This is a genomic window from Rhizobium sp. Root1203, assembly GCF_001424945.1.
In the GTDB taxonomy this organism is placed as follows: domain Bacteria; phylum Pseudomonadota; class Alphaproteobacteria; order Rhizobiales; family Rhizobiaceae; genus Rhizobium.
Genome location: NZ_LMCW01000002.1, coordinates 136,633 through 162,179 on the forward strand (window position 1 = coordinate 136,633; position 25,547 = coordinate 162,179).

Genomic DNA, 25,547 nt, shown 5'->3' on the forward strand with positions numbered 1-25,547 from the left:
TTCATGAGCGGCACCCTCGTCCTCGTTCGCCACGGCCAGAGCGACTGGAACCTGAAGAACCTTTTCACCGGCTGGAAAGACCCTGACCTGACCGAGCTCGGCGTTCAGGAAGCCAATGCGGGCGGCAAGGCGCTTGCCGATTACGGCATCACCTTCGACATCGCCTTCACCTCCGATCTGAAGCGGGCCCAGGACACGTTGACGATCATTCTCGACAACGTCGGCCAGCCCAAGCTCGAGACGATCCGCGACCAGGCGCTCAACGAGCGCGACTACGGCGATCTCTCCGGCCTCAACAAGGATGACGCGCGCGCCAAGTGGGGCGAGGAGCAGGTCCACATCTGGCGCCGCTCCTATGACGTTCCCCCTCCGGGCGGCGAAAGCCTGCGCGACACCGGCGCCCGCGTCTGGCCGTACTACCTGACGGAAATCCTTCCGCGCGTGCTGCGCGGCGAAAAGGTCCTCGTCGCCGCCCACGGCAACTCGCTGCGTTCGCTGGTGATGGTGCTCGACCGTCTGACCAAGGAACAGATCCTTGGCGTCAACCTCGCGACCGGCGTCCCCATGGTCTACAAGCTCAACGCCGACTCGACGGTCGCTTCCAAGGAAGTGCTCGGCGACATGTCCGGCGCGCACTGAGGCACACCGGACACACTAGGCGCTGGCACTCTGAGCCTCTTTTGCCGGATCGGTTGACATTGAACGGATGTCAACCGGTATGCCCGACTGGCCGCTGAAGACGCGTATGAGGCCGTCCCGGATCATTTGTTGTTCAGCTTCCAGCTGCCCATGTGCCTTTGGCGAGTATATTTCGTTGGCAATTTCGAGCTTGGAGAAGGCGTAGCCAACGGTCGGCGCCATTTTGAAAAGAAGCTCCACAAAGAGGTCTTTTCTCTTTTGATCCCATATCGCGAGATCGATATTATCTCCGACAGATGGTCGAGATAGTTCTCCCAAGCTTCTACCACATCTCGAAAAGTCGATTTTTTGCCATAAAGCTCGATGGTAATCGCGTTTAGGGCCTCGACATGGTCCGCTGACAGCGCCGCAGCGCGCGTAGCCATCAGGGTACGAAAAATTGACAGCCGACGTACCCTTGCTTCGCGGCTGCGTTCTAGGAATTTCTGAGCCTGAACCGCTATAACGGGGCCAACCAAAGTCGCGAGATAATCATCCAGTCTGACATGGTCATTAAGCGACTCCCAAGGATTCGGACGCTTACATTTCAAAATCATTGCGCCTGCTTCAAATGCAGGCGCTTTGCGATTGGCTCACAGATTTGTTGTTATATGGGATCGATGCCACGCTGCTGGCAACCGACCTCAGTTCTCGATCGTGAACTGCACCCGGTCGGCTGAGAAGCGGCTGATCGAATACTGGACCGGCACGCCGTCCAGATCCGTATTCATAGCCTTGGTGATCAGAACGATTGCGCCCGGCGTCAGCTCGAGCGCTGCGATATCGCCGGCATCGGCATGGGTGGCGGTGATCTCCGTTGTCGCGCGCACGTAGTCGGAAAGGCCGAGTTCGGCGAATGCCCGCGTGATCGATTCCGTCTTCTCGTAGGCCGCAGGCATTCCGGCAAAGCGCTCGGCGGGAAACCATGTCGTCGCGCAGGAGACCGGGCGACCATCGGCCTTGCGCACGGTTTCCATGCGAACAACTGGAACTCCCGGGCGCAGCTTCAGCCAGCGCGCGACCTCGGTATCCGCTCCCTCCTCGCCATAGGCCAAGAGCAGCCCCCGCATCTCGCGCGCCTGCTCGCCGATCCCTGTCGTAAACCGCGTCCGCTTGGTGATCGGGAAGTTCAGCCGCTCCTTGCGCTCGATCAGCGTGCCGCGGCCCTGGACGGCGCGCACGATACCCTCCTGGGCAAGGGCGGCAAGAGCGCTGCGCACCGTATGGCGGTTGACGCCGAACTGCATCGCGAGAACGGTCTCCGGCGGCACCATGCCGGTCCCGTCATAGGCTCCGGCGCTGATGGCCTGGCGAATGCGATCCGCGATCTGGCGCCAGAGCGCGACGCCTGTTTGTCTTTGTACCTGCCCAGCCATTTCGCCCCTTGATGTCACACGCTTGTCACGTCGGCCATTTATGCGTAACCATATCTTGTATAGTTGTCTATATCAATAGACATTTAAAGGATGTGGCGATGACCTCAGCGAAAAAGAACCAAGCGGCAGGGATGACCGGCCCGGCCGAAAGCGGGCGCAAACGCACCGCCGACCTGCTCGCCCGTGCCGAACGGCGGGAGCTGGAGGCGGCCTGGGAAGCGCTGGCCGACAAGCCAGTCGTCCAGCCGGTACGCGGCCCTGAAACCGGCCTCGTCATGGTTCGCGGCCGCATGGGCGGCGGCGGTGCGCCCTTCAATCTCGGTGAAGTCACCGTGACGCGCGCAACGGTTCGCCTCGCTTCCGGCACGGTCGGCCACGCCCAGGCGCTCGGCACGGATCGCGAGAAGGCCAGGCTCTCGGCCATCTTCGATGCGCTCTGGCAGGAAGCCGAAACGCAGGCCTTCATCGAGCAGACATTGCTGACGCCGATCGCCGCCCGCATCTCGGAGGCCGATCGCCGCAAGGCCGACGAGACGGCGGCAACGCGCGTCGATTTCTTCACCATGGTTCGCGGAGACGACTGATGAGCCTCAAGACCGAAGCCCTGACCGGCGGCTTTGCCCAGCCGGTGTTCCATGCCCAGAGCGTTTTCAAGCTGATGATGGATGCGATGGCCCGCCCGGGCACCATCCAGACCGTCTCCCCGGACGCTGCTCCGCCGGCCCCCCTCGGCATTGCAGCCGGCGCGATTGCGCTGACGCTTTGCGATCACGACACTCCGGTCTGGCTGTCTGCGGCTCTTGTGAAGTCGGCCGTTCCCCAATGGCTGGCTTTCCATGCCGGCGCGCCGGTCACGCCGGAAAAGGCGGAAGCGCGTTTTGCGGTTGTCGAAAGCGGCGCCACGCTCTCCTCCTTCGGCCTCTTTGCAGCGGGCACTCAGGAGTACCCCGATCGCTCCACGACGCTGGTCATCGAACTTGCAGATCTGGAAGGCGGTCGCAGGCTCGCTCTGATGGGCCCCGGCATCAAGAGCGTCACCGACGTGGCGCCCCTCGGCCTGCCGGACTCCTTCCTGCGCCTCTGGACGGAGAACCGCGCGCTCTTCCCGCGCGGCATCGACATCGTTTTGACCTCGGGCAGCCGGTTCCTCTGCCTGCCGCGCACCACCAAGATCACCGTAACGGAGATTTGATCCATGTATGTTGCTGTCAAAGGGGGCGAGGCCGCTATTGCCAACGCCCACCGCCTGCTGGCCGACCGTCGCCGGGGTGACCGCGCACTGCCCGCCATCGGCATCGACCAGATCGTCGCGCAGCTGGCGCTGGCCGTCGACCGTGTCATGGCCGAAGCATCGCTTTACGATCGCACCCTTGCGGCTCTTGCCGTGCGTCAGTCGCGCGGCGACATGATCGAGGCGATCTTCCTGCTGCGCGCCTACCGGACGACGCTGCCGCGCTTCGGTTATTCCCAGCCGGTCGATACAGCGCAGATGAAGATCGAGCGCCGTGTGTCCGCCACCTACAAGGATCTTCCCGGCGGACAGCTGCTCGGTCCGACCTTCGACTACACCCACCGCCTGTTGGATCCCTCGCTCCTGACCGATGAAGCTGTCGACGAACCGACCTTGCGCGGCGCCGAAAGCGGCCGCGTCATGCGGGTCTCCGAAATTCTGGCCGAGGAAGGCCTGATCGAAGGCGACGGCGAACTGCCGGAGGATCACGAGGTCGGCGACCTGACGCGCGAGCCGATGGAATTCCCGATGAGCCGCGATCTGCGCCTGCAGGCGCTTGCCCGCGGCGACGAGGGTTTCCTTCTGGCGCTGGGTTACTCCACCCAGCGCGGCTACGGCCGGAACCACCCCTTCACCGGCGAAATTCGGATCGGCGAGGTCGAGGTGGAGTTCGATGTTCCCGAGCTCGGCTTTGCCGTCGCGCTGGGCACCATCCAGGTGACGGAATGCCAGATGGTCAACCAGTTCAAGGGCTCGTCCAAGGCGCCGCCGCAGTTTACCCGCGGTTACGGTCTGGTCTTCGGCCAGAGCGAACGCAAGGCCATGTCGATGTCGCTTGTCGACCGCGCGCTGCGCGCCGAGGAACTCGGCGAAGATATCACCGCCCCGGCGCAGGACGAGGAATTCGTCATCTCGCACGCCGATAACGTCCAGTCGACCGGCTTCGTCGAACATCTGAAACTGCCGCACTACGTCGATTTCCAGGCCGAACTCGATCTCGTCCGGCGCATGCGCAACGAATTCGAAGCGGCCCGAAACGGCAGCGACGACAGCATCAAGGAGGCAGCCGAATGACTGATCTAGCCACCTACAACTTCGCCTATCTGGACGAGCAGACCAAGCGGATGATCCGTCGCGCCATCCTGAAAGCGATCGCGATCCCCGGCTATCAGGTTCCCTTTGCCTCGCGCGAAATGCCGATGCCGTACGGCTGGGGCACCGGCGGCGTGCAGGTGACGGCTTCCATCATCGGTCCGGACGACGTCCTGAAGGTCATCGACCAGGGCGCCGACGATACGACCAACGCGGTCTCGATCCGCGCCTTCTTCCAGAAGGTCGCCAATGTCGCGGTCACGACGCACACGAAGGATGCGACGATCATCCAGACCCGCCACCGCATTCCGGAAGAAAAGCTCGAGGCCGGTCAGGTTCTGGTCTACCAGGTGCCGATCCCCGAGCCTCTACGCTTCCTTGAGCCGCGCGAGACCGAGACCCGCAAGATGCATGCGCTTGAGGAATACGGCCTCATGCATGTGAAGCTCTACGAGGACATCGCCCACAACGGCCGCATCTCCAAGACCTACGCGTATCCGGTCAAGGTCGCTGGCCGCTACGTCATGGATCCGTCGCCGACTCCGAAGTTCGACAACCCGAAAATGCATATGTCGGATGCCCTGCAGCTGTTCGGCGCCGGCCGTGAAAAGCGCATCTACGCCGTGCCTCCCTACACCGAGGTCGTCAGCCTCGATTTCGAGGACTACCCCTTCGAAATCCAGCGTTTCGGCAAGCCGTGCGCGCTCTGCGGCGCCGAGGATGTCTACCTCGACGAAGTTGTCCTCGACGACAGGGGCGGACGCATGTTCGTCTGCTCCGACACGGACCATTGCGAAGACCGACGTGCCCACGGACATGCAGGCGAAATGCTGGCACCGGCCAAGGAGGCGGCGGAATGATGAGCTTTCCTTTTTCTCACGTCTCCCCAGCGGGGAGAAGGTGGCCCGAAGGGTCGGATGAGGGGGCCTTCGCCGCAAACTCGTCCGTCGCGTCCCGCTCCGGCCGTTCGCTCCTTTCGTCGCTCACCCCCTCATCTGCCCTTCCGGGCATCTTCTCCCGGCGGGGGAGAAGAGGACACGTCGCCGCGGAGACACAGCCATGACCGACACACCGCTTCTCAAAGTCAACGACGTCTCGAAATTCTACGGCAACCGCACCGGCTGCAGGAACGTCTCATTCGAGCTGTGGCCGGGCGAAGTGCTGGCCATCGTCGGCGAATCCGGCTCGGGAAAGACGACGCTGCTCAACTGCATCTCGACGCGGCTGATGCCGACCACCGGCAGCGTCGAGTACCGCATGCGCGACGGCGCCTATCGCGATCTCTATCGTATGGGCGAGGCGGAACGCCGCTTCCTCATGCGCACGGACTGGGGTTTCGTGCATCAGAATCCGGCTGACGGTCTGCGCATGACGGTATCGGCCGGCGCCAATGTCGGCGAGCGCCTGATGGCGATCGGCGACCGCCACTACGGCAATATCCGCTCGACCGCGATCGACTGGCTTGAACGGGTTGAAATCGACGCGGATCGCATCGATGATCAGCCGCGGGCCTTCTCCGGCGGCATGCGCCAGCGCCTCCAGATCGCCCGCAATCTGGTGACCGGGCCGCGCCTGGTGTTCATGGACGAGCCGACCGGTGGCCTCGATGTGTCGGTTCAGGCCCGCCTGCTCGATCTCGTCCGCGGTCTCGTCAACGATCTCGGCCTTGCCGCGATCGTTGTTACCCACGACCTTGCCGTGGCGCGCCTGCTGTCGCATCGCATGATGGTGATGAAGGACGGCTACGTCATTGAGCATGGGCTGACGGACCGGGTGCTCGACGACCCGCGCGAGCCCTATACGCAGCTTCTCGTCTCCTCGATCCTGCAGGTCTGATCGCCCCACCTGTTCGGAAGCCGGCTAGCGGCTTGCAACCACGGTCCGCGAAACTAAGGAAAAGAAATCATGGCAACGCCTCTCGTTGTTTCCGAAGTCGCCAAGAGCTTCACCATGCACCTTCGCGACGGCATCAAGCTGCCTGTCGTATCCGATGTGTCCTTCTCGGTCGCGTCAGGCGAATGCGTCGTGCTCGGGGGTCCCTCGGGCATCGGCAAAAGCTCGCTCCTGAAGATGATATACGGCAACTATGCCGTCGATACCGGCCAGATCCTCGTCAAGCATCAAGACCGCATCGTTGATCTCGCGACGGCCGATCCGCGCACGGTAATCGACGTCCGGCGCCGGACGCTTGGCTATGTCAGCCAGTTTCTGCGCACCGTCCCGCGGGTCGCGGCGATCGATGTCGTCGCCGAGCCGCTCGTCGCGCGCGGTGCAAAGGCCGACGTGGCGCGCGAAAGGGCGGCGGAACTGCTTGCCAAGCTGAACCTGCCGGAGGCGCTGTGGCAACTGCCGCCGGCGACATTCTCCGGTGGCGAGCAGCAGCGCGTCAACATCGCGCGCGGCTTCATCACCGACCACACGATCCTGCTCCTCGACGAGCCCACCGCGTCCCTCGACGCAAAGAACCGGGCGGTGGTCGTCGGCATGATAGAGGAGAAGAAGAAGGCGGGCGTCGCCCTTCTCGGCATTTTCCACGATGAGGAGGTCCGCGAGGCCGTGGCTGACCGCATCCTCGACGTCCAGGCATTCTCGCCGCGCAAGGCGATCGCCGCATGAGCCGTTTGTTGTCCGAGACGCCGGTGATCCACGAGACCGCGTTGGTGGAAGCGAGCCGATTGGGGCATTACACCAAGGTGACTGAGTTTTGCCGGATCCGCGAATGCGAGATTGGTGACTATTCCTATGTCATGGAGCACGGTCATCTGTGGAACACTCGGATAGGCAAGTTTTCCAATATCGCCGCCTTCGTGCGCATCAACGCCACCAATCATCCAGTCGAGCGTGCCACACTGCACCATTTCACCTACCGGCCCGGTGACTACTGGCCGGACCTTGATGCAGAGGAAGCCGAGTATTTCGCGGCCCGTCGGGCAAAACCGGTGACCATCGGCCACGATACATGGATCGGCCATGGCGCCACCATCCTCACGGGCGTCACGGTCGGTAATGGCGCGGTGATCGGTGCCGGAGCCGTCGTCTCCAAGGACGTCGCTCCCTATGCCATCGTCGGCGGCGTGCCCGCCAAGCTCATCCGCGAGCGCTTCCCGAGAGAGATCGGCGAGCGCATGGACCGGCTCGCATGGTGGGAGTGGGAACACGACCGCCTCAGGGGTGCGCTGCAGGACTTCCGCAACCTGAGCGCCGAGGACTTCCTGGCGCGGTACGAGGGATGATCGAGGAGGCCCCTGAGTATGCTCGGGGGCAGCCTCCTACCTCTCCTCCGGGTCATCCGGACGAGGCGCGGATCGCTATTGCCCGTTGCCGGGGCGGTCTCCGGGCCTCACGCCATCCGCAAAAACCGCGAATTCTTGTAAGAATCGGAAACACTTTGTGACTAAGTCGTTACAAAAGCTGCGTTTTTCGACTTGTCGCGGAAACGGACATGATGGATATTAAACTCATCTTGAGGAAGCCGTCATGATCAGAATGATTGAAGACCCTGCCGAACTGGCTGGCGAAGACATCACTGGCAAATATATTCTGCGGAAGCTGAACTATCATTGGTTCGCTTACGGCAAGGCTGGCATCGTGACCGCATGCAAGGGATCGATCTTGCAGATCGACCGCGAGGAGACTGTCTATTCCGAACGTTGGGGCCGCCGCGCCTATACCGGTGCGGGCAAGCGCTATCCTGGCGGCGTCTGTCCCATATCGGCGGTCGCCTGCGTTTGCGATACGCCGGACGACGTCAATGCGGTCATTCAGCTGGATGTCGAAGCACAGGACGAATTCTATCAGTTGATCGCCAAGGCGGAAGCCAGGGTGCACGCTCTGGCCGCGTCCTCTCGAAACCAGTTGTTTCTCGCCGCTGCCGAATAGCTCCAGACGCCCGAGTCTCCGTACCGCCGGCGCGGCGAAATGATCGATAAGACCAGCACTCTCCATTCCCCCGCACATACAGTCGGACTGCCGGAAACCCGGCATGGCCTTCACGTCTTCGCCGACGGTTGCCACGAACCCGTCTCCGGGGAAGGGGGGTGGGCATTTGTTGCCTACCGCGACGTCGTGGAAATCGCGGCCGACTTCGGCGGCGTCCAGGACACCGCAAACAATTCGATGGAATTGATGGCTGTGCTCAACGCCGCAATGTGGATCGGCAGCAATGCCATGGGTCAACCTGCTGTCATCTGGTCCGATTCCATCTATGCCGTCAAAGGCTGCAACAGCTGGCGGCATATCTGGAAGAACAACGGCTGGAGAAAAATAGGGCCCAACGCGAAAGTGCGGAGCCGGACGATTGCCAATCCGGAACTTTGGAGAGCCATCGACCTTGAGTTGTCCCACAATCACTTGCTGACCATTTCCTGGTGCAAGGGCCATTCCGGCATTCTCGGCAACGAACGCGCCGATCAACTCGCCGACACCGGACGCTTGTCGATCCGAAATGGCAAACGCATGTGAACGCAGAAAACGGGCGCTACGCGATGGCAACGATCTCGATCTCTCGACCGCCGGCTTCAACGACGTCCCCGACGGATTTGCCCATCAGATACCTTGCCACCGGCGATACGAAGGAAATCGATCCTGCCTTGGGATCGGCTTCGTCCTCCCCCACGATACGATAGGTCTGCACGCGCCCGTCGTCCCGGCTGAAGGTTACCGTGCTCCCGAAGGCGACGGTGTCGATCGAAGCGGGAGCGGGGACAAGCTGGGCCGTGCGAACTCTTGCAGCGAAATAGCGTGTGTCGCGCAAGGGGTTAGCCGCCTGCCGCCGTCGTTCGTTTACGTCCTCGATGGCGCTGGCAGCAGCATAGGCATCGCGCGCGTCTTGGAGCTGCAGCTCCAGAGCCTTCAGTCCCGCTTCCGTAACAAGGTTCGGGTGGGGCGAAATCGTGCGGTCAGGCAGCAGGGTTTCCGACGCCGTTTCGGAACTCTCTTCCTTGGTGAAGGCAACGCTCAATCTCGAACTCCGTTTAGGCGCGGCGCCTCTTGAGGGGCCCCCGGCAATTCTTGGAGCCTTAATATACGACAAAGAGTGGCGAACCGCCAATCTTGGCCCGCTTAGTCTGCCGCAGACTCGTCCAGAATGTTTTGCGCCAGTTCGCTGATCGCGACCTCCGCTTCCTCGAGTGTCCAGCCGACCGCTTCGGCGCGCTTTGCAAGGGCCGATATGACAGGCGAAAGCTTGCCGCCCGCAGCATCCACGATCTGGCTTGGCGGCACGCTCCGCGCGATTTCGCCGAAGGCGCCTTCAAGTGCTTCCTGGCAACCGATATCGCGGTCCTTGTAGGGAGCGTCGCTCAGTGGTCTGTTCAAGATTTGCATGTCGGCATTCCGGTGTTTGAGACGAGTCGCAATCCCAATATCTTAAATTCCAAGGTTCCGCTAACCCGCAGATAATGTCATTGTCCGCCGCGAACCGGTAGCAGGCAAGCCCGACATGCTTCTGCTGCCGATGCCCGGGCAATTCCACGACGGAGATGACAACAGTGAACGAAACGCCGCACGCTTCGGTGAAACCTTGACCGCAGACGCCGAAGCGGCATTCCTTGAATCGCTGGGATGGTCCGAGTTTTTTTCCGATCAGGTGGAGCCAGCCGAGCTTGGGCTCGTACCGCGACGCATTGCCGAGGTTCATCGCAGCCGTCTCAGCGTCGCCTCGTTGAGCGGCCTGATCAGGCTCGGCATCTCGCATCAGGTCAATACCGGCGACTTTGCCGTCGGCGACTGGGTGTTGGCCAACCCGCAGGATCATTCGCTCGTTCGCCGGCTGGAACGCAGAACGTTGCTGCAGCGTCGAACCGAGGGCAGGCATAACCAGCAGCTCGGCGCCGCCAATGTCGATACCCTGCTGATCGTCACCTCCTGCAATGCCGATTTCAACGTAGCCCGCCTGGAGCGCTACATCGCGCTCGCCAATCAGGCCGGGACGACACCGGTGATCGTGCTCACCAAGGCGGACACGGCCCCCGATGCGGAGACCTACGAGCAGCAGGCAAAGGCGCTGCAGCGTGATCTGCCGGTCATCGTGCTGAACGCCAAGACGCAGGATGCGGCGGATGCACTCGAGCCGTGGTGCCAGTTCGGGCAGACCATCGCACTGATCGGCTCGTCCGGAGTCGGCAAGTCGACGCTCGTCAACACGCTGGCCGGATTGTCGGGCGAGAGCTCGCAGGAAACCGGCGGCATTCGCGAGCGCGATGCAAAGGGACGCCACACCACCACTGCGCGCTCCCTGCATGCCATGGCGGGCGGCGGCTGGATCATCGACACCCCCGGAATGCGCACGCTGCATGTGAGCGATGTGGCCGAGGGCATCGACCTTGTGTTCTCCGAGATCACCGAACTCGCACCGCTCTGCCGCTTTCGCGATTGCACCCATGACCACGAGCCCGGCTGCGCCGTGCAGGCCGCCGTTGATGCCGGCACATTGCCTGCCGAACGCCTGGCGCGCTGGCGAACCCTGCTCGCGGAAAACCGCAAGAACACACCGCAGCTAACCGGACCGCGCGGGAATAAGATCGTTCAGAAGAAGCGCTGACAGGCGAGGGGCCTCAACAGCAACCGGCAGGCCGAGACGAATCGGCACCCGGAGATGCTTTTGCGCCGGCCGGGCATACCTTTGAAACAATAAAATGAATCTCACGGGACGCTTGTTGTCCCTTGCGCGCCAAGGCTATCGCGGCGTCCGTGGCCGGCTAAATGAGCTGTCACAAATGCAGGCGGCAAAGCCCGATTGTGACAGTCGTTACACAAAACTGACATTCGCCGTTCACGAAGCCGGACTAATGCACTCCCTCATATCGCGTTTGGAATATGAGGAAGAGCATGATGTTCGAGCTGAAGAATGTCACCCGCCGTTTCGGAAAGAAGACAGCCGTCGATGCTGTGACGCTTGACATTCCTCAGGGCCAGATGGTCGGCATCATCGGCCGATCCGGCGCCGGCAAGTCGACGCTTCTGCGCATGATCAACCGTCTGCAGGAGCCGAGCGCCGGCTCTATCCACTTCGCCGGTGTCGAGGTGTCCGCACTGCGCGGGCAGGCATTGCGCAACTGGCAGCGCGATTGCGCCATGATCTTCCAGCAATTCAATCTCGTGCCGCGCCTGGACGTCCTGACCAACGTCATGCTCGGTCGCCTGAACCACCGTTCCACCACGATGAGCCTTCTTGGCGTCTTTAGCCGCGAGGAGCGCATTCATGCCATTGCGGCGCTCGAACGCCTGGGCATCGAGCAGACCGCGCTGCAGATGGCCGGCACGCTTTCCGGCGGACAGCAGCAGCGCGTCGCAATCGCCCGCGCTTTGATGCAGAACCCGAAGATGCTGCTCGCCGACGAGCCGATCGCCTCGCTCGATCCGCTGAATGCCAAGATCGTCATGGACGCCCTGCGCGACATCAACGAGCGCGAAGGCATCACCGTCGTCACCAACCTGCATACGCTCGATACGGCGCGCAACTATTGCGAACGCATCGTCGGCATGGCCGCTGGGCGCGTGGTCTTCGACGGCAAGCCCTCCGAGCTGACGGCGGATGCTGTCAAGCAGATCTATGGCACCGACAAAGACGGCGCCGGTATCGACGAGACGATGACCTCGACCTCGATCAACATTCCCGCGGCTGCGGCCGCGCAAAAATCCGCCGGCCTGCAACCGCTGGCGCTGGCCGGGCTCTGAGAGCGGCGGCCTCGATCGCAAGCCCGCGTTATGGGCGAAGTTCTTCGTAACAGAGATCGCCGGGGACACCGGTCAATCAGGAGAGAACCATGTTGAAGAAAGCACTTTTTGCCGCGACGGCGCTGTTTGCGCTGGCCGGCGTCTCGCATGCCGCAGACCTCAAGGAATTCCGTATCGGCATCCTCGGTGGCGAAAACGAAACCGATCGCCTGCGCAATTACGCCTGCCTTGCCGATCACCTCAAGCAGGAATTCGGCTTCGAGAAGGTATCGCTCTTCCCGGCCGCCGACTATGACGGCGTCATCCAGGGTCTCCTCGGCGGCACGCTCGATTTCGCAGAACTCGGCGCTTCCGGCTATGCGGCGATCGCGATCAAGGATGAGAAGGCTGTCACGCCGATCCTGACGACGGTCCAGAAGGACGGTTCGACCGGTTATCACTCGATCGGTCTGGCTCTCAAGTCCTCCGGCATCAAGAACATCAAGGATGCCAAGGGCAAGAAGCTCGGCTACGCCGATCCGGATTCCACGTCGGGCTACCTCATTCCGCTGACTCAGATCCCGAAGGACACGGGCATGCCGAATGACCAGTATTTCGCGTCCACGCAGTTCAACGGCGGCCATGAGAACAACCTCCTCGCCGCCTATGACGGCAAGGTCGACATCGCGGTCGACGATAGCTCGGGCATCGGCGATTTCAAGGACGGCTACACCTCCGGCACCTTCCGCAAGGGCGTCGACAAGGGCACGATCGATCCGAACAAGCTCGTCGAAGTCTGGCGCTCGCCGCTGATCCCGAACGGCCCGCTCGTCGTTCGCAACGAAATCGGCGCCGACTGGCAGGCGAAGCTCTCGGACTTCTTCATGAAGCTTCCGGAGAAGGACGCCAAGTGCTTCGCGGCCATCGAAGGCGGCGACTATCACGGCTACACCAAGGTTCAGCCGGATTTCTACAACGCCATCATCGAAGCGCGTAAGGCTGCCATCGGCGGCTGATCGAGCCCGATAGTTGGAGGGCGGCCGACGACGGCCGCCCTTTTTCCTGCGAAGAAAGCGGACACCGTTCATGACTTTTGCCGATCCCAACGCCCACGCGCCGGTCACGCAGCAGAGCGCCAGCGAAATCGGCGATGCCTGGAGCAGGATGGTGGCCCGCCGCCGCCTCTATACCGGCCTCGGCCTTGCAATCCTGCTTGCCGCCTTCGTCGCGTCGGTCCGCTTTGCCGACGAAAGCAATGCCGGTCACTTTTTCGATCGCCTGCCGCACCTCTTCGACTTTCTGAGCTGGCTCATTCCCAAGGACTGGAACGACGTCTGGCGCGCCTTGTTCGACATCGATACCCCGACGCACCGGACCGGCGAAGAGTTCAATTTCGCGGAGGGCCGGGTACCCGTCTGGGGCGGCTTCTATATTCCAGAGTACTTCGAGCTGATGATCATCACGATCAATGTTGCGCTCGTCTCGACCATCATCGGCTTCGTCTTCGCCGTTCCGCTGAGTTTCCTGGTCGCCCGCAACCTTGCGCCATCCAATCCGCTGCGCATCGTCGCCAAGCGCCTCACCGAATTCCTGCGCGCCTTCCCCGAGATCGTCATCGCCGGCCTGTTTTCGGCGATCCTGTCGATCGGCCCGGTCGCAGCGATCATCGCGGTCAGCCTGCACACGATCGGCGCGCTCGGCAAACTGTTCTACGAGGTCGTCGAGAACATCGACATGAAGCCCGACGAGGGCATGAAGGCGGTCGGCGCCAGCTGGTCGGAGCGCGTGCGTTTCGCGGCCATGCCGCAGGTCATGCCGAACTTCGTGTCCTATGCACTGCTGCGCCTCGAGATCAACGTCCGCGCCTCCACCATCATCGGCGCAGTCGGCGGCGGCGGTATCGGCGAGGAGCTGAAGCTCTCCATCTCGCGCGGCTTCGGTGCCAAGACGGTGGCGCTGGTGCTCCTGCTCTTCATCACCATCGTTGCGGTCGACCAGTTCTCCGCGTGGCTGCGCCGCCGCCTCGTCGGTGAGCATGCCTTCCTTTTGCAGCATTGAGGTCCGCCATGACGGTGATCGACGCCAACCGGATGCACGAGATCGAAGCGCGCTATCCCGAATATTTCAAACGCTCTTTCCGCCAGCGCTTCGGCGGCCTGATGGTGGTGATCGCGACGCTCGTCTATGCGCTCTACGCGACATGGTTCTTCGACCTGCCGAAGCTCCTTGCCGAAGCCCATTGGGAGCGCGTCGGCCTCTATCTCAGCCAGTGGGTGAGCTACGATGTGCAGCCGGAGTTCCGCATCGGCGAAAGCGGCATCTCGGTCAAGTATCCGCGCTTCTCGCCGCTCGGCGACAATCCGCATCCGGACTGGGTCGTCAATAATCCGGACGGCAGCGTCAGCGTTTCGATCCGCGGCGCGGGCCGCACGGTCACCGTCTCCAAGACGGAAACGACGGTCACCGCCCACGGCATCAGCGTACCGGTGGAGGTATCGAGCGGGGTGCCGAAGGTCATAGGCCCGGTCCCGGGCTGGATGACCGTCTATGACGACAACGTGCTCGCCGACCTCGGCTTTGCCGGCGACGTCAGCATCTCGGTCGATCGCGTCAAGGTGCGCAAGCGTTTCCTCGGCTGGGCGAATTTCGTCTTCGATACCCAGTCGCCGTTCTTCGACAAGCCGGCAGGCGAGGTGATCAGCCTGATCGTCTCCGGTCCGGAACTGAACCCCGGCCAATCGAACCTGTCGCTCGCCTTCGACAACGTCTGGAACAACAGTGCCTGGCAGCACGGCGATGTCTGGACAAAGCTGTTCCAGACGATCGTCATGGCCTTCCTCGGCACGCTGCTCGGCGCGCTCGCGGCATTCCCGCTGGCCTTCTTCGCCGCCCGCAACATCACGCGCAACCGGCTCGTGAACCAGGTCCTGAAGCGCTTCTTCGATTTCCTGCGCTCCGTCGACATGCTGATCTGGGCGCTGTTCCTGACGCGCGCCTTCGGTCCGGGTCCGCTTGCCGGCAGCGGCGCGATCTTCCTTACGGAGACAGGAACGCTCGGCAAGCTCTATTCGGAAGGACTGGAAAACGTCGACAACAAGCCGCGCGAGGGCATCAAGTCCACCGGCGCGTCGACGGTGCTCACCCATCGCTACGGCATCATCCCGCAGATCGTTCCCGTGTTCGTCAGCCAGACACTCTACCAGTGGGAATCGAACGTCCGCGGCGCGACCATCATCGGCGCAGTTGGCGCCGGCGGCATCGGCCTCAAACTCTGGGAAGCGATGCGGACGAACGCCAACTGGGAAAACGTCGCCTACATGGTGCTCTTGATTCTGATGGTCGTCTTCCTGTTCGACATGGCGTCGAATGCGCTGCGTCACCGGCTGATGGGAACGAAGGCGAACTGAAAAACATCGGGATCGTCTCGAACCATCATCATTCTGTCACGGAAATCTTTTAGCCGGAAACCAGCTTGCGGCAGGCAGTCAAATCACTGAAGACTGCCATCCGCATTCCGAACGATTTCCAGGATATTGCCTTGCGCTACGCACTTTACTTCACGCCGCCGAAGGACGATCCTTTGAACGGAACGGCCGCGCTCTGGCTCGGCCGCGATGCCTTCACTGGTGAGACTTATCCGGCTCCCGATCATCGCGAACTGCCGGCGGCCGAGCAGTTCGAGCTGACCGCCGATCCCCGCCGGTATGCCTTCCACGCAACGATCAAGGCGCCATTTGCTCTTGCCGCCTCGGTCACCGAGAAAGACCTGCTCAATGTCGTCGAGGATTTCGCGGCCCGCACGGCGGCCTTCGAAATTCCGGAGCTCGTGCTGGGGCAGCTGGGCCGGTTCTTCGCGCTCGTGCCGGGGTCGCTCCATCCGCCGCTTCAGGATTTCGCCGCCAAGGTGGTAAAGTCCTTCGAGCCGTTCCGCGCCGCCCTGTCCGACGCCGACATCGCGCGGCGGAAGCCGGAGAAGCTGAGCGGAAGCCAGAGGGCCAACCTGTTGCGTTGGGGCTACCCATATGTGATGGATGACTTCGGCTTCCATATGACGCTGACCGGCCAGGTGCCGGAGGAGCGCGCGGGCGTGATGAAGACCATCCTGGCGGAACGCTTTTCCGCCTTCACGAACCGACCGCTCTCCATCTCCGGCCTGGCGGTATTTGTTGAAGAGGTGCGGGGCGCGCCGTTCAAAGTTCATTCCTGGTGGCCGCTTGCCGACGCCAAACGCTGAAAGACCTGATCCGATGACCACAGAAACAGTCTTCTCCAACGCCCGTATCGTCCTCGAGGATGAAATTGTCGCGGGATCGGTGCTCGTCCGTGATGGCAAGATCGCCGACATCTCGACCGGCAGCACCGCGGTCGGCGAGGATTTCGAGGGCGATTATCTGATTCCAGGTCTGGTCGAGTTGCACACCGATCACCTGGAAGGCCACTATTCGCCCCGTCCCGGTCTCCGTTGGCACAAGACGGCGGCGATCCAGGCGCACGACGCACAGATCGTCACCTCGGGGATCACCACCGTATTCGACTGCCTGCGCATGGGTGCGGACGAAGACGGCGGCTTCGAGCATGGAGAGATGCGCGAGATGGCCGATGCCATCCAGAAAGCCGAGCAGGAAGGCCGCCTGCGCGCCGAGCACCTGATTCACCTGCGTTGCGAAGTGTCGGCCGACAACGTGCTGGAGCATTTCGGCGACTTCGAAAACGATCCCTATGTCCGTCTGGTCTCGCTGATGGACCACGCGCCGGGCCAGCGCCAGTTCCAGACCATGGACCAGTACATCTTCTACTATCAGAAGAAGCGCGGCCTCTCCGACGCCGAGTTCGCCCGCTTCATCGAAAAGCGCGTCGGCGAATCCGAGCGCAACTCCACCCCGCACCGCATTGCCATCGCCAAGGTCTGCGCCGAGCGCGGCATCACCGTCGCGAGCCACGACGATGCGACGCTCGCCCATGTCGACGAGGCGATCGAGAACGGCGTTCGCCTCGCGGAATTCCCAACGAGCTTCGATGCGGCCAAGGCTTCGCACGGGCATGGCATGAGTGTTCTGATGGGCGCGCCGAACGTCGTGCGCGGCAAGTCGCATTCCGGCAACATAGCCGCCCGCGATCTTGCCGAGCGCGGTGTGCTCGACGTGCTGTCGTCGGACTATGTACCGCTCAGCCTGCTCTATGCGCCGTTCATCCTCGCCGACGAAGTCGAGGGCATGTCGCTGCCGAAGGCGATCGCCATGGTCACCTCGACGCCCGCCCGCACCGTCAGCCTCAATGACCGCGGCCGCATCGCGACGGGCCTGCGCGCCGACCTCGTTCGCGTCTATCGCGATCACGGCGTACCGGTCACGCGCTCCGTCTGGCGCGAAGGGCGCCGTGTCGCATGATCCCTTCGCACGAACCTCATATCGTTCCCGGCACCGAACGCGGCCTCATGGTCGTCGTCGTCGGGCCGAGCGGCGCCGGCAAGGACACGCTCATGGCGCTCGCCGCCCGGCATTTCCAGGGCCGCCCGGACGTGCACTTCGTCCGCCGCGTCATCACCCGCCATGGCGACGCCGGCGGCGAGCATCATCTCGCTGTTTCCCCACAGGGCTTCGCCTCGATGGAACAGGCCGGAAGCTTCTCCGTCTGGTGGGAAGCACACGGTCTGAAGTATGGCATTCCATCGGAGGTGTCGGTGTCGCTGGCCGCAGGCAATCTCGTTATCGCCAATGGCTCGCGTTCGGCACTCCACCGCTTCCAGGCGGTCTTTCCGCGCCTCAAGGTCGTCAACGTCACCGCGCGCGCCGAAGTGCTTGCGACACGTCTGGAAGCCAGAGGCCGCGAAACCCACGAGGACATCATGGCCCGCCTCGCCCGCGGTCCGCTGACCGTGCGCGGCGACTATGACGTTGTCGACCTCGACAACAGCGATTCGCTGGAAGAAGGCGAGCGCCGGATCGTCGAGGTGCTGAACGGCTTCCTGAACGAGCTTGTCTGACCGGGAGGCGATGCCATGCGGCCGATCAGGGTGATGGACTACGACCCGCACTGGCCGCAGCTTTTCGAAGCCGCGAAAGACGAACTCCTGTCGCTGTCCGATTGCATCCTCGCGGTTGAGCATATCGGCAGCACTGCCGTCCCCGGGCTGGCAGCAAAGCCGAAGATCGATCTCGACGCCGTTCTCATGGCCGAAACCGCGCTGGCCGAACTCAGCACGTTGCTCCACTCCGTTGGCTACATCTCGCATGGCGATCCACAGGGTGAAGGGCGCTGGCCCTTCACCCGCGATCACGACGGTTATGGTCTGCGCCTCTACCTCTGCGCTCCCGGTAATCCGGCCCACCGCGACCGTCTTCTGTTCCGCGATTATCTGAGAAGCCATCCGCGAAGGGCGGCCGAGTACCAGTCCCTGAAGCGGCACCTCGCCGCTGATGCCAATGGGGATTGGGATTTTTACACTGGCGGCAAGAGTGATTTTATTCACGAAACGGTGGCGCTAGCGGCCGCCGAGATTGTCGCATCGCGGGGATAATTTTCTTGCGCGCGAAAAGAGTTCGCAATCTTCCCAATACCTTGCCCGCAAACCTCGTCCCCTCGCATCCCCGGTGGCAAGGTCGATCGCATACTGTTGCGGTCATTGGACAGGGGCCGGGTCGCGAACCGGATCTGACAAAACGGGACGAAAGTCCGGCGTCCGGTGATGGTTGCAAAAAGGTGGATCGAAGGTTGTCGGGATCGGCGATCCAGCCGGAAGGGAAAGGCCGAGAAACGCTCCTGACGGCCGGGAATCTCCGGAAATCCTTGATGCGACCGGGCAGGCGGTACAGCCTGACATCCCATACCCATCAACAGCACGCCTGCCCATTCCCAGTTGAGCCATGCCGTCGCGGAGATCTCTCCGGCGCGGCGCTAGGTGCTGTCGGGCCGACATCCCTTGAGGCAGCGGTCAACGCCGCCCTACAAGTAGTTTGAGGGGTTCTAAGCCCGGCGGGTTGAGGATCCGTAGACTACGTCCAGCAGAATTGTGATTGTTCGATAGAGATTCCCAGGAAGCGAATAGCATTTCTTCCATTATAAAGCCGTAGTTGCATGTTTTTGTCCCGCCAGCGGGCTCATGTCGAAGCAGTTTTTGCTGATGGAACGCTGCAATATAAGATATCGTCCGCGCTTGGCTTGGCATTTCCCTGTAAACAAGAAGGAGATAGCTATGAGACGTGAAATTGTAGTCGGAATGGCAATGCTTTGTTCAGCGCTGGCTGCGCCTGAAGCCATGGCACAGGCGAAATACGGCTCGGAAGCCGGCTGGGATATTATGATCAAGAATGACATGGGGCCCGGATGTCTGATCACCAAAGCAAATGCAGACGGCACACAGATCCAGATGGGCATCGATGCAACCGGCAAGCTGCGCGGCTACATGGCGCTCTATACGAAGGCTGACACCAAAGTCGCCGCGGGCGAAAAACTTTCCGTTCTTTTTGATGTCGACGGCCAGCAGTTCAAAGGTGAAGCCAAGGGCCAGGCGATGGACGGCTACAGGGGAGCGTTCGTATGGGTAAACAACGCTGATTTCATCTACGACCTCGCCAAGAAGAAGGCAGTGACAATCACGCCCCAAGGAGGTAAGCCCGTCGTTATAAAGCTGACTGGCACGGATGCCGCCTTCAAGGCGCTGAGAGCCTGCCAGGACGCACGGTGATGCTGGTCGACTTGCCTCTCAGTTGAGGCAAGGCCGATGCGCGACTTCCATAGGCCACTTCGTCGGCGTGAAGCGGTCGCGGAGCATAATCGGTCACTTCTCCCCGACGGGGAGCAGTGACCGATTGGTTTGTGTCGTGCCTGACACCCGCCAGATCAATCGCCCTCGCCACGCCCGGACACGATTTCGCGCTTTCCGACATGGTTGGCGGGGCCGACGAGACCTTCCTTCTCCATCCGCTCCACGAGAGAGGCGGCGCGGTTGTAACCGATGCCGAGGCGGCGCTGGATGTAGGAGGTAGAGCACTTCTTGTCGCGCAGGACCACCTTGACCGCCTTGTCGTAGAGGTCGTTGCCGTCCTCAGCGGCCATGTCTCCCTTGTCGAAGACGGCGCTGTCCTCGTCGTCGACGTCGTCCTCTTCATCCGCCGTGACGGTGTCGAGATACTCCGGCCGTCCCTGCGTCTTCAGATGCGCGACCACCTTCTCGACTTCGGCGTCCGAGACGAACGGCCCGTGGACGCGGGAGATGCGCCCGCCTCCCTGCATGTGCAGCATGTCGCCCTGGCCGAGCAGTTGTTCGGCGCCCTGTTCGCCGAGGATGGTCCGGCTGTCGATCTTCGACGTGACCTGGAAGGAAATGCGGGTCGGGAAGTTCGCCTTGATCGTGCCGGTGATGACGTCGACCGAGGGGCGCTGCGTCGCCATGATCAGGTGGATGCCGGCGGCGCGCGCCATCTGCGCCAGACGCTGGATCGCACCTTCGATCTCCTTGCCGGCCACCATCATCAGGTCGGCCATCTCATCCACGATGACGACGATATAGGGCATCGGCGTCAGGTCGAGCTCCTGGCTCTCCTCGACAGGCGCACCCGTGCTTCTGTCGAAGCCGGTCTGGACCATGATGTGGATGGTCTCGCCCTTTTCGCGGGCCTGGGCGACGCGGCCGTTATAGCCGTCGATGTTTCGCACGCCGAGGCGCGACATCTTGCGATAGCGCTCTTCCATTTCGCGCACCGCCCACTTCAGCGCCATCACGGCCTTCTTGGGATCGGTGACGACGGGGGTCAAGAGGTGCGGAATGCCGTCGTAGACGGAGAGTTCCAGCATCTTCGGATCGACCATGATCAGGCGGCACTGTTCCGGCGACATCCGGTAGAGCAGCGACAGGATCATGGTATTGATAGCGACGGATTTACCCGAGCCGGTAGTACCGGCGACCAGCAGGTGCGGCATCTTCGCGAGCTCGGCGATGACGGGTTCGCCTCCGATCGTCTTGCCGAGGCCGAGCGCCAGCTTGTAGCCGCTCTTCTCGAAATCCTGGCTCTCGATCATCTCGCGGAAATAGACGGTTTCCCGCAGCACATTCGGCAGTTCGATGCCGATGACGTTGCGGCCGGGGACGACGGCAACACGGGCGGACAGCGCCGACATCGAGCGGGCGATATCGTCGGCAAGGCCAATGACTCGCGAGGACTTGACGCCGGGTGCCGGCTCGAACTCATAGAGGGTGACGACAGGGCCGGGACGGACGTGGATAATCTCGCCCTTGATGCCGAAATCCTCGAGCACGCTTTCGAGAAGCCCGGCATTTTGTTCCAGCGCTTCCTGCGACATGATCTCGCCGATACGCTCCGGCGGTTCCTGAAGCAGCGAGTTGGACGGGAACTCGTAACCCGAGGCGTCGACCTTGGAAGGCACGATTCGCTGTGTCACCATGCGCGGGGCCGGCGCCAGCGGCGCGACGACAGGCTGCGCGCGAACGGGCATCGGGGCGATCGGCTGTGCCTTGGGCTCTACGGCAACCGGTTGCGGTGCGGGTACCGTTACCAGCGGCGGCCGGCTTGGTTTCCGTACGGCGGCGGCAACTTCGATTGCGGCAGGCGCTGCCGCCGGAGGCGGCGCAACGGCGGCGGGTGGAGCGACGACAACCGGCATGGCGACGACCGGCTGCTTGCCCGGGCGCCATTCCATGATGCGGAAGCGGCTGATGATCGATTCGGGGCTCGCCTCGGCCCGCGGCAGCACAGCCTGCGGCAACTCGATCGCCGAGGCTTCCTCGGTTTCCTCGAAGGACATCACTTCCCAGAACGCGAAATCCGAGATCGACGCGAGCTGCGACGAGGCGCGGAAATGTGTTTCCTCGGTCTCTTCAGGCGCCGTAAAGGCAGCGGCAGCGGCTCCCGGCTGAAGTGCAGCGGGCTCGGGCTGGTAGACGTCGAACGGTACGTTGACGACGACCGGCGTCCGCGGCTGCACAAAAGCCTGCCGTGGCGCATAGGCCTGCGGTGACGCATGGCCCTGCTGCGGCACGGGGATCGGTTGCGGCGCGACCACCTGCTCGGGCTCCATCACCCGCTGCTGGACCGGTTCGCTCAGCACCTTGCGGGGGTTGATCTGGCTCTCGGGCGTACGGGTGAATCGAACGTTGGGCGCCAGCGAAAAATTGTTCTGCCAGATCGGCGGGATCGGCTTTTCGCCTGCATGCTCCTGCAGCTGTTCACCGTCGACCTCGGTGGGAAGATCCCCGGCATCCGTCAGATTGGTTCTAGGAAAGCGCATACGACAGCTACTCACTCATGATTAGCAACTATTACCCGCTTCCGGCTTAGGAAATGAAGGTTAATAAGTTCCTTCCATGCGTGCCGCATCGGCATCAGTGGAAAGGCAAAAATACAGTTTATTCAAAGGTTTGAATGATACGGAAAATTTTAGTGAATTTTCGACGAAGCGCTCAGTGCGCTTCGTCCCAGTTCATCGCCGAACGGGCGTCAACCTTCAGCGGCACGCGCATCTCCAATGACGGCATCGTGGCGTTTTCCATGACGGAAACGATGATCGGCATGGCCTTCTCGACGTCGTCGTCTTCGACCTCGAAGATCAATTCGTCGTGCACCTGCAACAGCATGCGAACGCGATCGCCGAGCCCCGCTTCCGCAAGTGCCGGCTCCATCTTGATCATGGCCCGACGGATGACGTCCGCGGCCGAGCCCTGGATCGGCGCGTTGATGGCGGCGCGTTCGTTGAAGGCGCGGACCGAAGGGTTGGAGGAGCGGATCTCCGGATAGTTGATTCGCCGTCCGAAGATCGTCTCCACGTAGCCCTTGTCGCGCGCCATCTGCTTGCGGCTGTCCATGTAGTCGCGAATGCCCGGGAAGCGCTCGAAATACCGCTTGATGTAGTCGCCGGCCTCCGAGCGCTCGATCGACAGCTGGTTGGCAAGGCCGAAGGCGGAGATGCCGTAGATGATGCCGAAGTTGATCGCCTTGGCGCGGCGCCTGACTTCGGAGGGCATGCCCTCGACCGGTACGCCGAACATCTCCGAGGCCGTCATCGCATGGATGTCGATGCCCTCGGCAAAGGCCTGCGTCAATTGCGGAATCTCGGCAACATGGGCGAGCACGCGCAGCTCGATCTGGCTGTAGTCTGCGGAGATCAGCTTGTGGCCGGGCGTGGAAATGAAGGCCGTGCGGATCTTGCGGCCTTCCGCCGTGCGCACGGGAATGTTCTGCAGGTTCGGTTCCGAAGAGGAAAGCCGCCCCGTCGTCGTCGACGCCAGCGAGTAGGACGTGTGCACGCGCTTCGTCTGCGGGTGGATGTAGCCGGGCAATGCGTCCGTATAGGTCGACTTCAGCTTCGTCAGCTGGCGCCAGTCGACGATCTTGCGCGGCAACTCGTAGCCGGCCGCGGCAAGGTCTTCCAGCACGCTTGCCGAGGTTGACCACTGGCCGGTCTTGGTCTTGCTGCCGCCGGTCAGTCCCATCTTGCCGAACAGGATGTCGCCCAGCTGCTTCGGCGAGCCGATCGTGAAGCGTTCGCCGGCCAGCTTGTAGATCTCGTCCTCCAGCGCTGCCGCACCCTGCGCCAGCTCGCCCGAGAGGCGCGACAGGATCTGGCGGTCGACGGTAATGCCGCGCGCCTCCATGTGCGCCAGTACAGGCAGGAGCGGCCGTTCCAGGCGCTCGTAGATCGTGGTCAACTTTTCGGCAGCCAGGCGCGGCTTCAGCACCATCCACAGACGGAGCGTGATCTCCGCATCCTCCGCCGCGTAATGCGTAGCACGGTCGATGTCGACCAGATCGAACGTAACGTTCGACTTGCCGCTGCCGGCGACGTCCTTGTACGCGATCGGCTTGTGGCCGAGGAATTTCTCCGACAGCGGATCCATGCCGTGCGCGCCCGTACCGGCGTCGAGCACATAGGAAATCAGCATCGTATCGTCGAAGTTCTTCGTCTCGACGCCGTAGCGCTTCATCAGCAGGTAGTCGTATTTCAGGTTCTGCGCGATCTTCAGGACGGATTCGTCCTCCAGCAGCGCCTTCAACCGGGGGAGGGCGTCTCGCATCGGAATCTGGTTTTCGGCCATGCCGCCACCCAGCAGATCGCCGATGCCCGTCTTGTGGGCAAGCGGAATGTAAGCCGCGCGGATGGTTGTGCCGGTCGGGTTCCGGCCGTTCTCCGCAACGGCAAACGAGATGCCAACGAGTTCCGCCTGCATGGCGTCGAGCGAGGTGGTCTCTGTATCGAAGGCGACGATCCCCGTGTCGCGGGCCGCCGCGATCCAAGCATCGAGAGTCGCAACATCGCGAATCGTCACATAGCGCGAATGGTCGAAGGGCAGGGTGGCGAACGCCTCGGCACGCGTCTTGACAAGATCGCCCGGGAGGAACGTTCCTTCGACGCCATTCGGCTTTGACGGTACCGGGACGGACGCCCCTTCGATATCGGGAATGCCGCCGGCAACGGGCGCGGGCTCTACCACGTCGAGATCGGGTCCGTGCGCGCTGGCGCCCCATTCGACGGGAACGTCGACGGCGTCGATGGCACCTGCGTCGCATTCGCAGGCTTCCGCAACGCGGCGCGTCAGGCTGGTGAATTGCATCGCCTTCAGGAAGCCGATCAGCTTCGGCCCGTTCTGCGGCTCGAGGACAAGATCTTCGACGGCGAGATCGAGCGGCACGTCGGTGCGCAGCCGGACGAGTTCGCGCGACAGGCGCGCCTTGTCGGCATTCTCGATGATCGTCTGGCGGCGCTTCTCCTGCTTGATCTCGGTCGCGCGTTCAAGCAGCGTATCGAGGTCGCCGTACTCGGCAAGCAGCTGTGCGGCGGTCTTCGGGCCGATGCCCGGAATTCCGGGCACGTTGTCCACCGAGTCGCCGGTCATCGCCTGCAGGTCGATCATTTTTTCCGGCGTCACACCCCATTTTTCGATGACGTCGGGGATGCCGATCTGCTTGTCCTTCATGCTGTCGTACATGTGGACATTCGCGCTCACCAGCTGCATCAGGTCCTTGTCGGACGACACGATCGTGACATCGGCGCCCAGCGCTTCGGCCTGGCGGGCGTAGGTGGCGATGATGTCGTCGGCTTCGAAGCCCTCGGTCTCGATGCAGGGCAGATTGAAGGCGCGCGTCGCGTGGCGGATCAAGCCGAACTGCGGAATGAGCTCTTCGGGCGGGGCTGAGCGATTCGCCTTGTAGGCATCGTACAGATCCTTGCGGAATGTCTTCGAGGAGTAGTCGAAGATGACCGCGAGATGCGTCGGCGTCACGCCGACGGACGTATCGCGAGCGTCCGTCAGCAGCTTCCAAAGCATGTTGCAGAACCCGGAGACGGCGCCGACCGGCAAGCCGTCGGATTTGCGCGTCAGGGGTGGAAGTGCGTGGAAGGCTCGAAAGATGAAGCCGGAGCCGTCGACAAGGAAAAGATGATCGCCTTTTTTCATGGCGCATGGATAGCGCGGCGCCATTCCAAGGTCCATATAAAGTTCCAGGCGAAAAGATTGCGCCTCACCAAACTGTTACTAAAATGTAATAGTCAAATATTAAATC

At 62.3% G+C, this 25,547-nt stretch carries 26 protein-coding genes and 1 pseudogene; 20 read left to right on the plus strand and 7 right to left on the minus strand.

Annotated elements, in window-relative coordinates; all coding sequences use genetic code 11:
• The first annotated feature begins 3 nt into the window (after nt 1–3).
• Complete coding sequence (locus ASC97_RS04245; protein WP_057467123.1) at nt 4–639, plus strand: 2,3-bisphosphoglycerate-dependent phosphoglycerate mutase; 636 nt, start codon at nt 4–6, stop codon at nt 637–639.
• Nucleotides 640–654: 15 nt separating this feature from the next.
• On the opposite strand, the gene ASC97_RS04250 is transcribed toward ASC97_RS04245, so the two are convergent.
• From ASC97_RS04250 to phnF, 3 genes and pseudogenes are all read right to left on the minus strand, one after another.
• Nucleotides 655–957, minus strand: coding sequence for a DUF6680 family protein (locus ASC97_RS04250; RefSeq protein WP_156390310.1), 303 nt, complete (start codon nt 955–957; stop codon nt 655–657).
• A 29-nt stretch (nt 958–986) separates the two neighbouring features.
• A pseudogene (locus tag ASC97_RS36160) lies at nt 987–1,235 on the minus strand (DUF6680 family protein); the annotation flags it as partial.
• Between the two features lie 87 nt (nt 1,236–1,322).
• Nucleotides 1,323–2,054 carry a phosphonate metabolism transcriptional regulator PhnF gene (phnF, locus tag ASC97_RS04255; protein WP_057467125.1) on the minus strand — a complete coding sequence of 244 codons (732 nt, stop codon included), beginning with the start codon at nt 2,052–2,054 and terminating at the stop codon, nt 1,323–1,325.
• Between the two features lie 98 nt (nt 2,055–2,152).
• Here phnF and phnG point away from each other — a divergent pair, with 98 nt between their 5' ends.
• From phnG to ASC97_RS04300, 9 genes are all read left to right on the plus strand, one after another.
• On the plus strand, nt 2,153–2,638 hold the full coding sequence (gene phnG / locus ASC97_RS04260; protein WP_057467126.1) for a phosphonate C-P lyase system protein PhnG: 486 nt from the start codon (nt 2,153–2,155) through the stop codon (nt 2,636–2,638).
• The gene (gene phnH, locus ASC97_RS04265) at nt 2,638–3,246 is read left to right on the plus strand and encodes a phosphonate C-P lyase system protein PhnH (protein WP_057467127.1); all 609 of its coding nucleotides are present in this window, start codon (nt 2,638–2,640) and stop codon (nt 3,244–3,246) included. Before phnG ends, phnH begins: the two co-directional genes overlap by 1 nt.
• 3 nt (nt 3,247–3,249) lie before the next feature.
• Nucleotides 3,250–4,359 carry a carbon-phosphorus lyase complex subunit PhnI gene (locus ASC97_RS04270; protein WP_057467128.1) on the plus strand — a complete coding sequence of 370 codons (1,110 nt, stop codon included), beginning with the start codon at nt 3,250–3,252 and terminating at the stop codon, nt 4,357–4,359.
• A complete protein-coding gene (locus ASC97_RS04275; protein ID WP_057467129.1) occupies nt 4,356–5,237 on the plus strand; it encodes an alpha-D-ribose 1-methylphosphonate 5-phosphate C-P-lyase PhnJ in 882 nt (293 codons plus the stop codon). The genes ASC97_RS04270 and ASC97_RS04275 overlap by 4 nt, the downstream gene beginning before the upstream one ends.
• A gap of 199 nt (nt 5,238–5,436) precedes the next feature.
• Entirely contained in the window at nt 5,437–6,213 is a 777-nt protein-coding gene (gene phnK / locus ASC97_RS04280) for a phosphonate C-P lyase system protein PhnK (RefSeq protein ID WP_057467130.1), read from the plus strand.
• Between the two features lie 69 nt (nt 6,214–6,282).
• Nucleotides 6,283–6,993 carry a phosphonate C-P lyase system protein PhnL gene (gene phnL, locus ASC97_RS04285; protein ID WP_057467131.1) on the plus strand — a complete coding sequence of 237 codons (711 nt, stop codon included), beginning with the start codon at nt 6,283–6,285 and terminating at the stop codon, nt 6,991–6,993.
• Entirely contained in the window at nt 6,990–7,610 is a 621-nt protein-coding gene (locus tag ASC97_RS04290) for a DapH/DapD/GlmU-related protein (RefSeq protein WP_057467132.1), read from the plus strand. The genes phnL and ASC97_RS04290 overlap by 4 nt, the downstream gene beginning before the upstream one ends.
• A gap of 244 nt (nt 7,611–7,854) precedes the next feature.
• Nucleotides 7,855–8,256 carry a hypothetical protein gene (locus tag ASC97_RS04295; protein WP_057467133.1) on the plus strand — a complete coding sequence of 134 codons (402 nt, stop codon included), beginning with the start codon at nt 7,855–7,857 and terminating at the stop codon, nt 8,254–8,256.
• A gap of 39 nt (nt 8,257–8,295) precedes the next feature.
• Nucleotides 8,296–8,838, plus strand: a complete 543-nt coding sequence (locus ASC97_RS04300) for a ribonuclease H family protein (protein ID WP_057467134.1) — start codon at nt 8,296–8,298, stop codon at nt 8,836–8,838.
• Between the two features lie 16 nt (nt 8,839–8,854).
• Here the strand turns inward: ASC97_RS04300 and greA are convergent, their stop codons facing one another.
• Together greA and ASC97_RS04310 are read right to left on the minus strand one after the other, a co-directional pair.
• Nucleotides 8,855–9,337, minus strand: coding sequence for a transcription elongation factor GreA (gene greA, locus ASC97_RS04305; RefSeq protein ID WP_057467135.1), 483 nt, complete (start codon nt 9,335–9,337; stop codon nt 8,855–8,857).
• Between the two features lie 101 nt (nt 9,338–9,438).
• Nucleotides 9,439–9,702, minus strand: coding sequence for a hypothetical protein (locus ASC97_RS04310; RefSeq protein ID WP_057467136.1), 264 nt, complete (start codon nt 9,700–9,702; stop codon nt 9,439–9,441).
• Nucleotides 9,703–9,832: 130 nt separating this feature from the next.
• Between ASC97_RS04310 and rsgA the strand changes: the two genes are divergently transcribed.
• The 10 genes from rsgA to ASC97_RS04360 all read left to right on the plus strand — a co-directional run bounded on the left by rsgA (nt 9,833) and on the right by ASC97_RS04360 (nt 19,717).
• On the plus strand, nt 9,833–10,918 hold the full coding sequence (gene rsgA / locus ASC97_RS04315; protein ID WP_057467164.1) for a ribosome small subunit-dependent GTPase A: 1,086 nt from the start codon (nt 9,833–9,835) through the stop codon (nt 10,916–10,918).
• A 290-nt stretch (nt 10,919–11,208) separates the two neighbouring features.
• Nucleotides 11,209–12,054 carry a phosphonate ABC transporter ATP-binding protein gene (phnC, locus tag ASC97_RS04320; RefSeq protein WP_057467137.1) on the plus strand — a complete coding sequence of 282 codons (846 nt, stop codon included), beginning with the start codon at nt 11,209–11,211 and terminating at the stop codon, nt 12,052–12,054.
• Between the two features lie 89 nt (nt 12,055–12,143).
• Entirely contained in the window at nt 12,144–13,049 is a 906-nt protein-coding gene (gene phnD / locus ASC97_RS04325; RefSeq protein ID WP_057467138.1) for a phosphonate ABC transporter substrate-binding protein, read from the plus strand.
• Between the two features lie 70 nt (nt 13,050–13,119).
• Nucleotides 13,120–14,091 (plus strand): phosphonate ABC transporter, permease protein PhnE, encoded by a 972-nt coding sequence (phnE, locus tag ASC97_RS04330; RefSeq protein WP_057467139.1) that lies wholly within the window; start codon nt 13,120–13,122, stop codon nt 14,089–14,091.
• 8 nt (nt 14,092–14,099) lie between these two features.
• Nucleotides 14,100–15,440 carry a phosphonate ABC transporter, permease protein PhnE gene (gene phnE, locus ASC97_RS04335; protein WP_057467140.1) on the plus strand — a complete coding sequence of 447 codons (1,341 nt, stop codon included), beginning with the start codon at nt 14,100–14,102 and terminating at the stop codon, nt 15,438–15,440.
• Between the two features lie 131 nt (nt 15,441–15,571).
• On the plus strand, nt 15,572–16,267 hold the full coding sequence (locus ASC97_RS04340) for a DUF1045 domain-containing protein (protein WP_057467165.1): 696 nt from the start codon (nt 15,572–15,574) through the stop codon (nt 16,265–16,267).
• A gap of 13 nt (nt 16,268–16,280) precedes the next feature.
• Nucleotides 16,281–17,420 carry an alpha-D-ribose 1-methylphosphonate 5-triphosphate diphosphatase gene (locus ASC97_RS04345; RefSeq protein ID WP_057467141.1) on the plus strand — a complete coding sequence of 380 codons (1,140 nt, stop codon included), beginning with the start codon at nt 16,281–16,283 and terminating at the stop codon, nt 17,418–17,420.
• Nucleotides 17,417–18,016: a phosphonate metabolism protein/1,5-bisphosphokinase (PRPP-forming) PhnN gene (phnN, locus tag ASC97_RS04350; protein WP_057467142.1), complete on the plus strand. Its 600-nt coding sequence runs from the start codon at nt 17,417–17,419 to the stop codon at nt 18,014–18,016. The genes ASC97_RS04345 and phnN overlap by 4 nt, the downstream gene beginning before the upstream one ends.
• 15 nt (nt 18,017–18,031) lie before the next feature.
• Nucleotides 18,032–18,550 carry a GrpB family protein gene (locus tag ASC97_RS04355; RefSeq protein WP_057467143.1) on the plus strand — a complete coding sequence of 173 codons (519 nt, stop codon included), beginning with the start codon at nt 18,032–18,034 and terminating at the stop codon, nt 18,548–18,550.
• A gap of 582 nt (nt 18,551–19,132) precedes the next feature.
• Nucleotides 19,133–19,717: a hypothetical protein gene (locus tag ASC97_RS04360; RefSeq protein ID WP_244481393.1), complete on the plus strand. Its 585-nt coding sequence runs from the start codon at nt 19,133–19,135 to the stop codon at nt 19,715–19,717.
• 155 nt (nt 19,718–19,872) lie between these two features.
• Here ASC97_RS04360 and ASC97_RS04365 read toward each other — a convergent pair whose 3' ends face one another.
• Entirely contained in the window at nt 19,873–22,278 is a 2,406-nt protein-coding gene (locus tag ASC97_RS04365) for a DNA translocase FtsK (RefSeq protein ID WP_057467145.1), read from the minus strand.
• A gap of 172 nt (nt 22,279–22,450) precedes the next feature.
• Nucleotides 22,451–25,441 carry a DNA polymerase I gene (gene polA / locus ASC97_RS04370; protein WP_057467166.1) on the minus strand — a complete coding sequence of 997 codons (2,991 nt, stop codon included), beginning with the start codon at nt 25,439–25,441 and terminating at the stop codon, nt 22,451–22,453.
• Between the last annotated feature and the right edge of the window lie 106 nt (nt 25,442–25,547).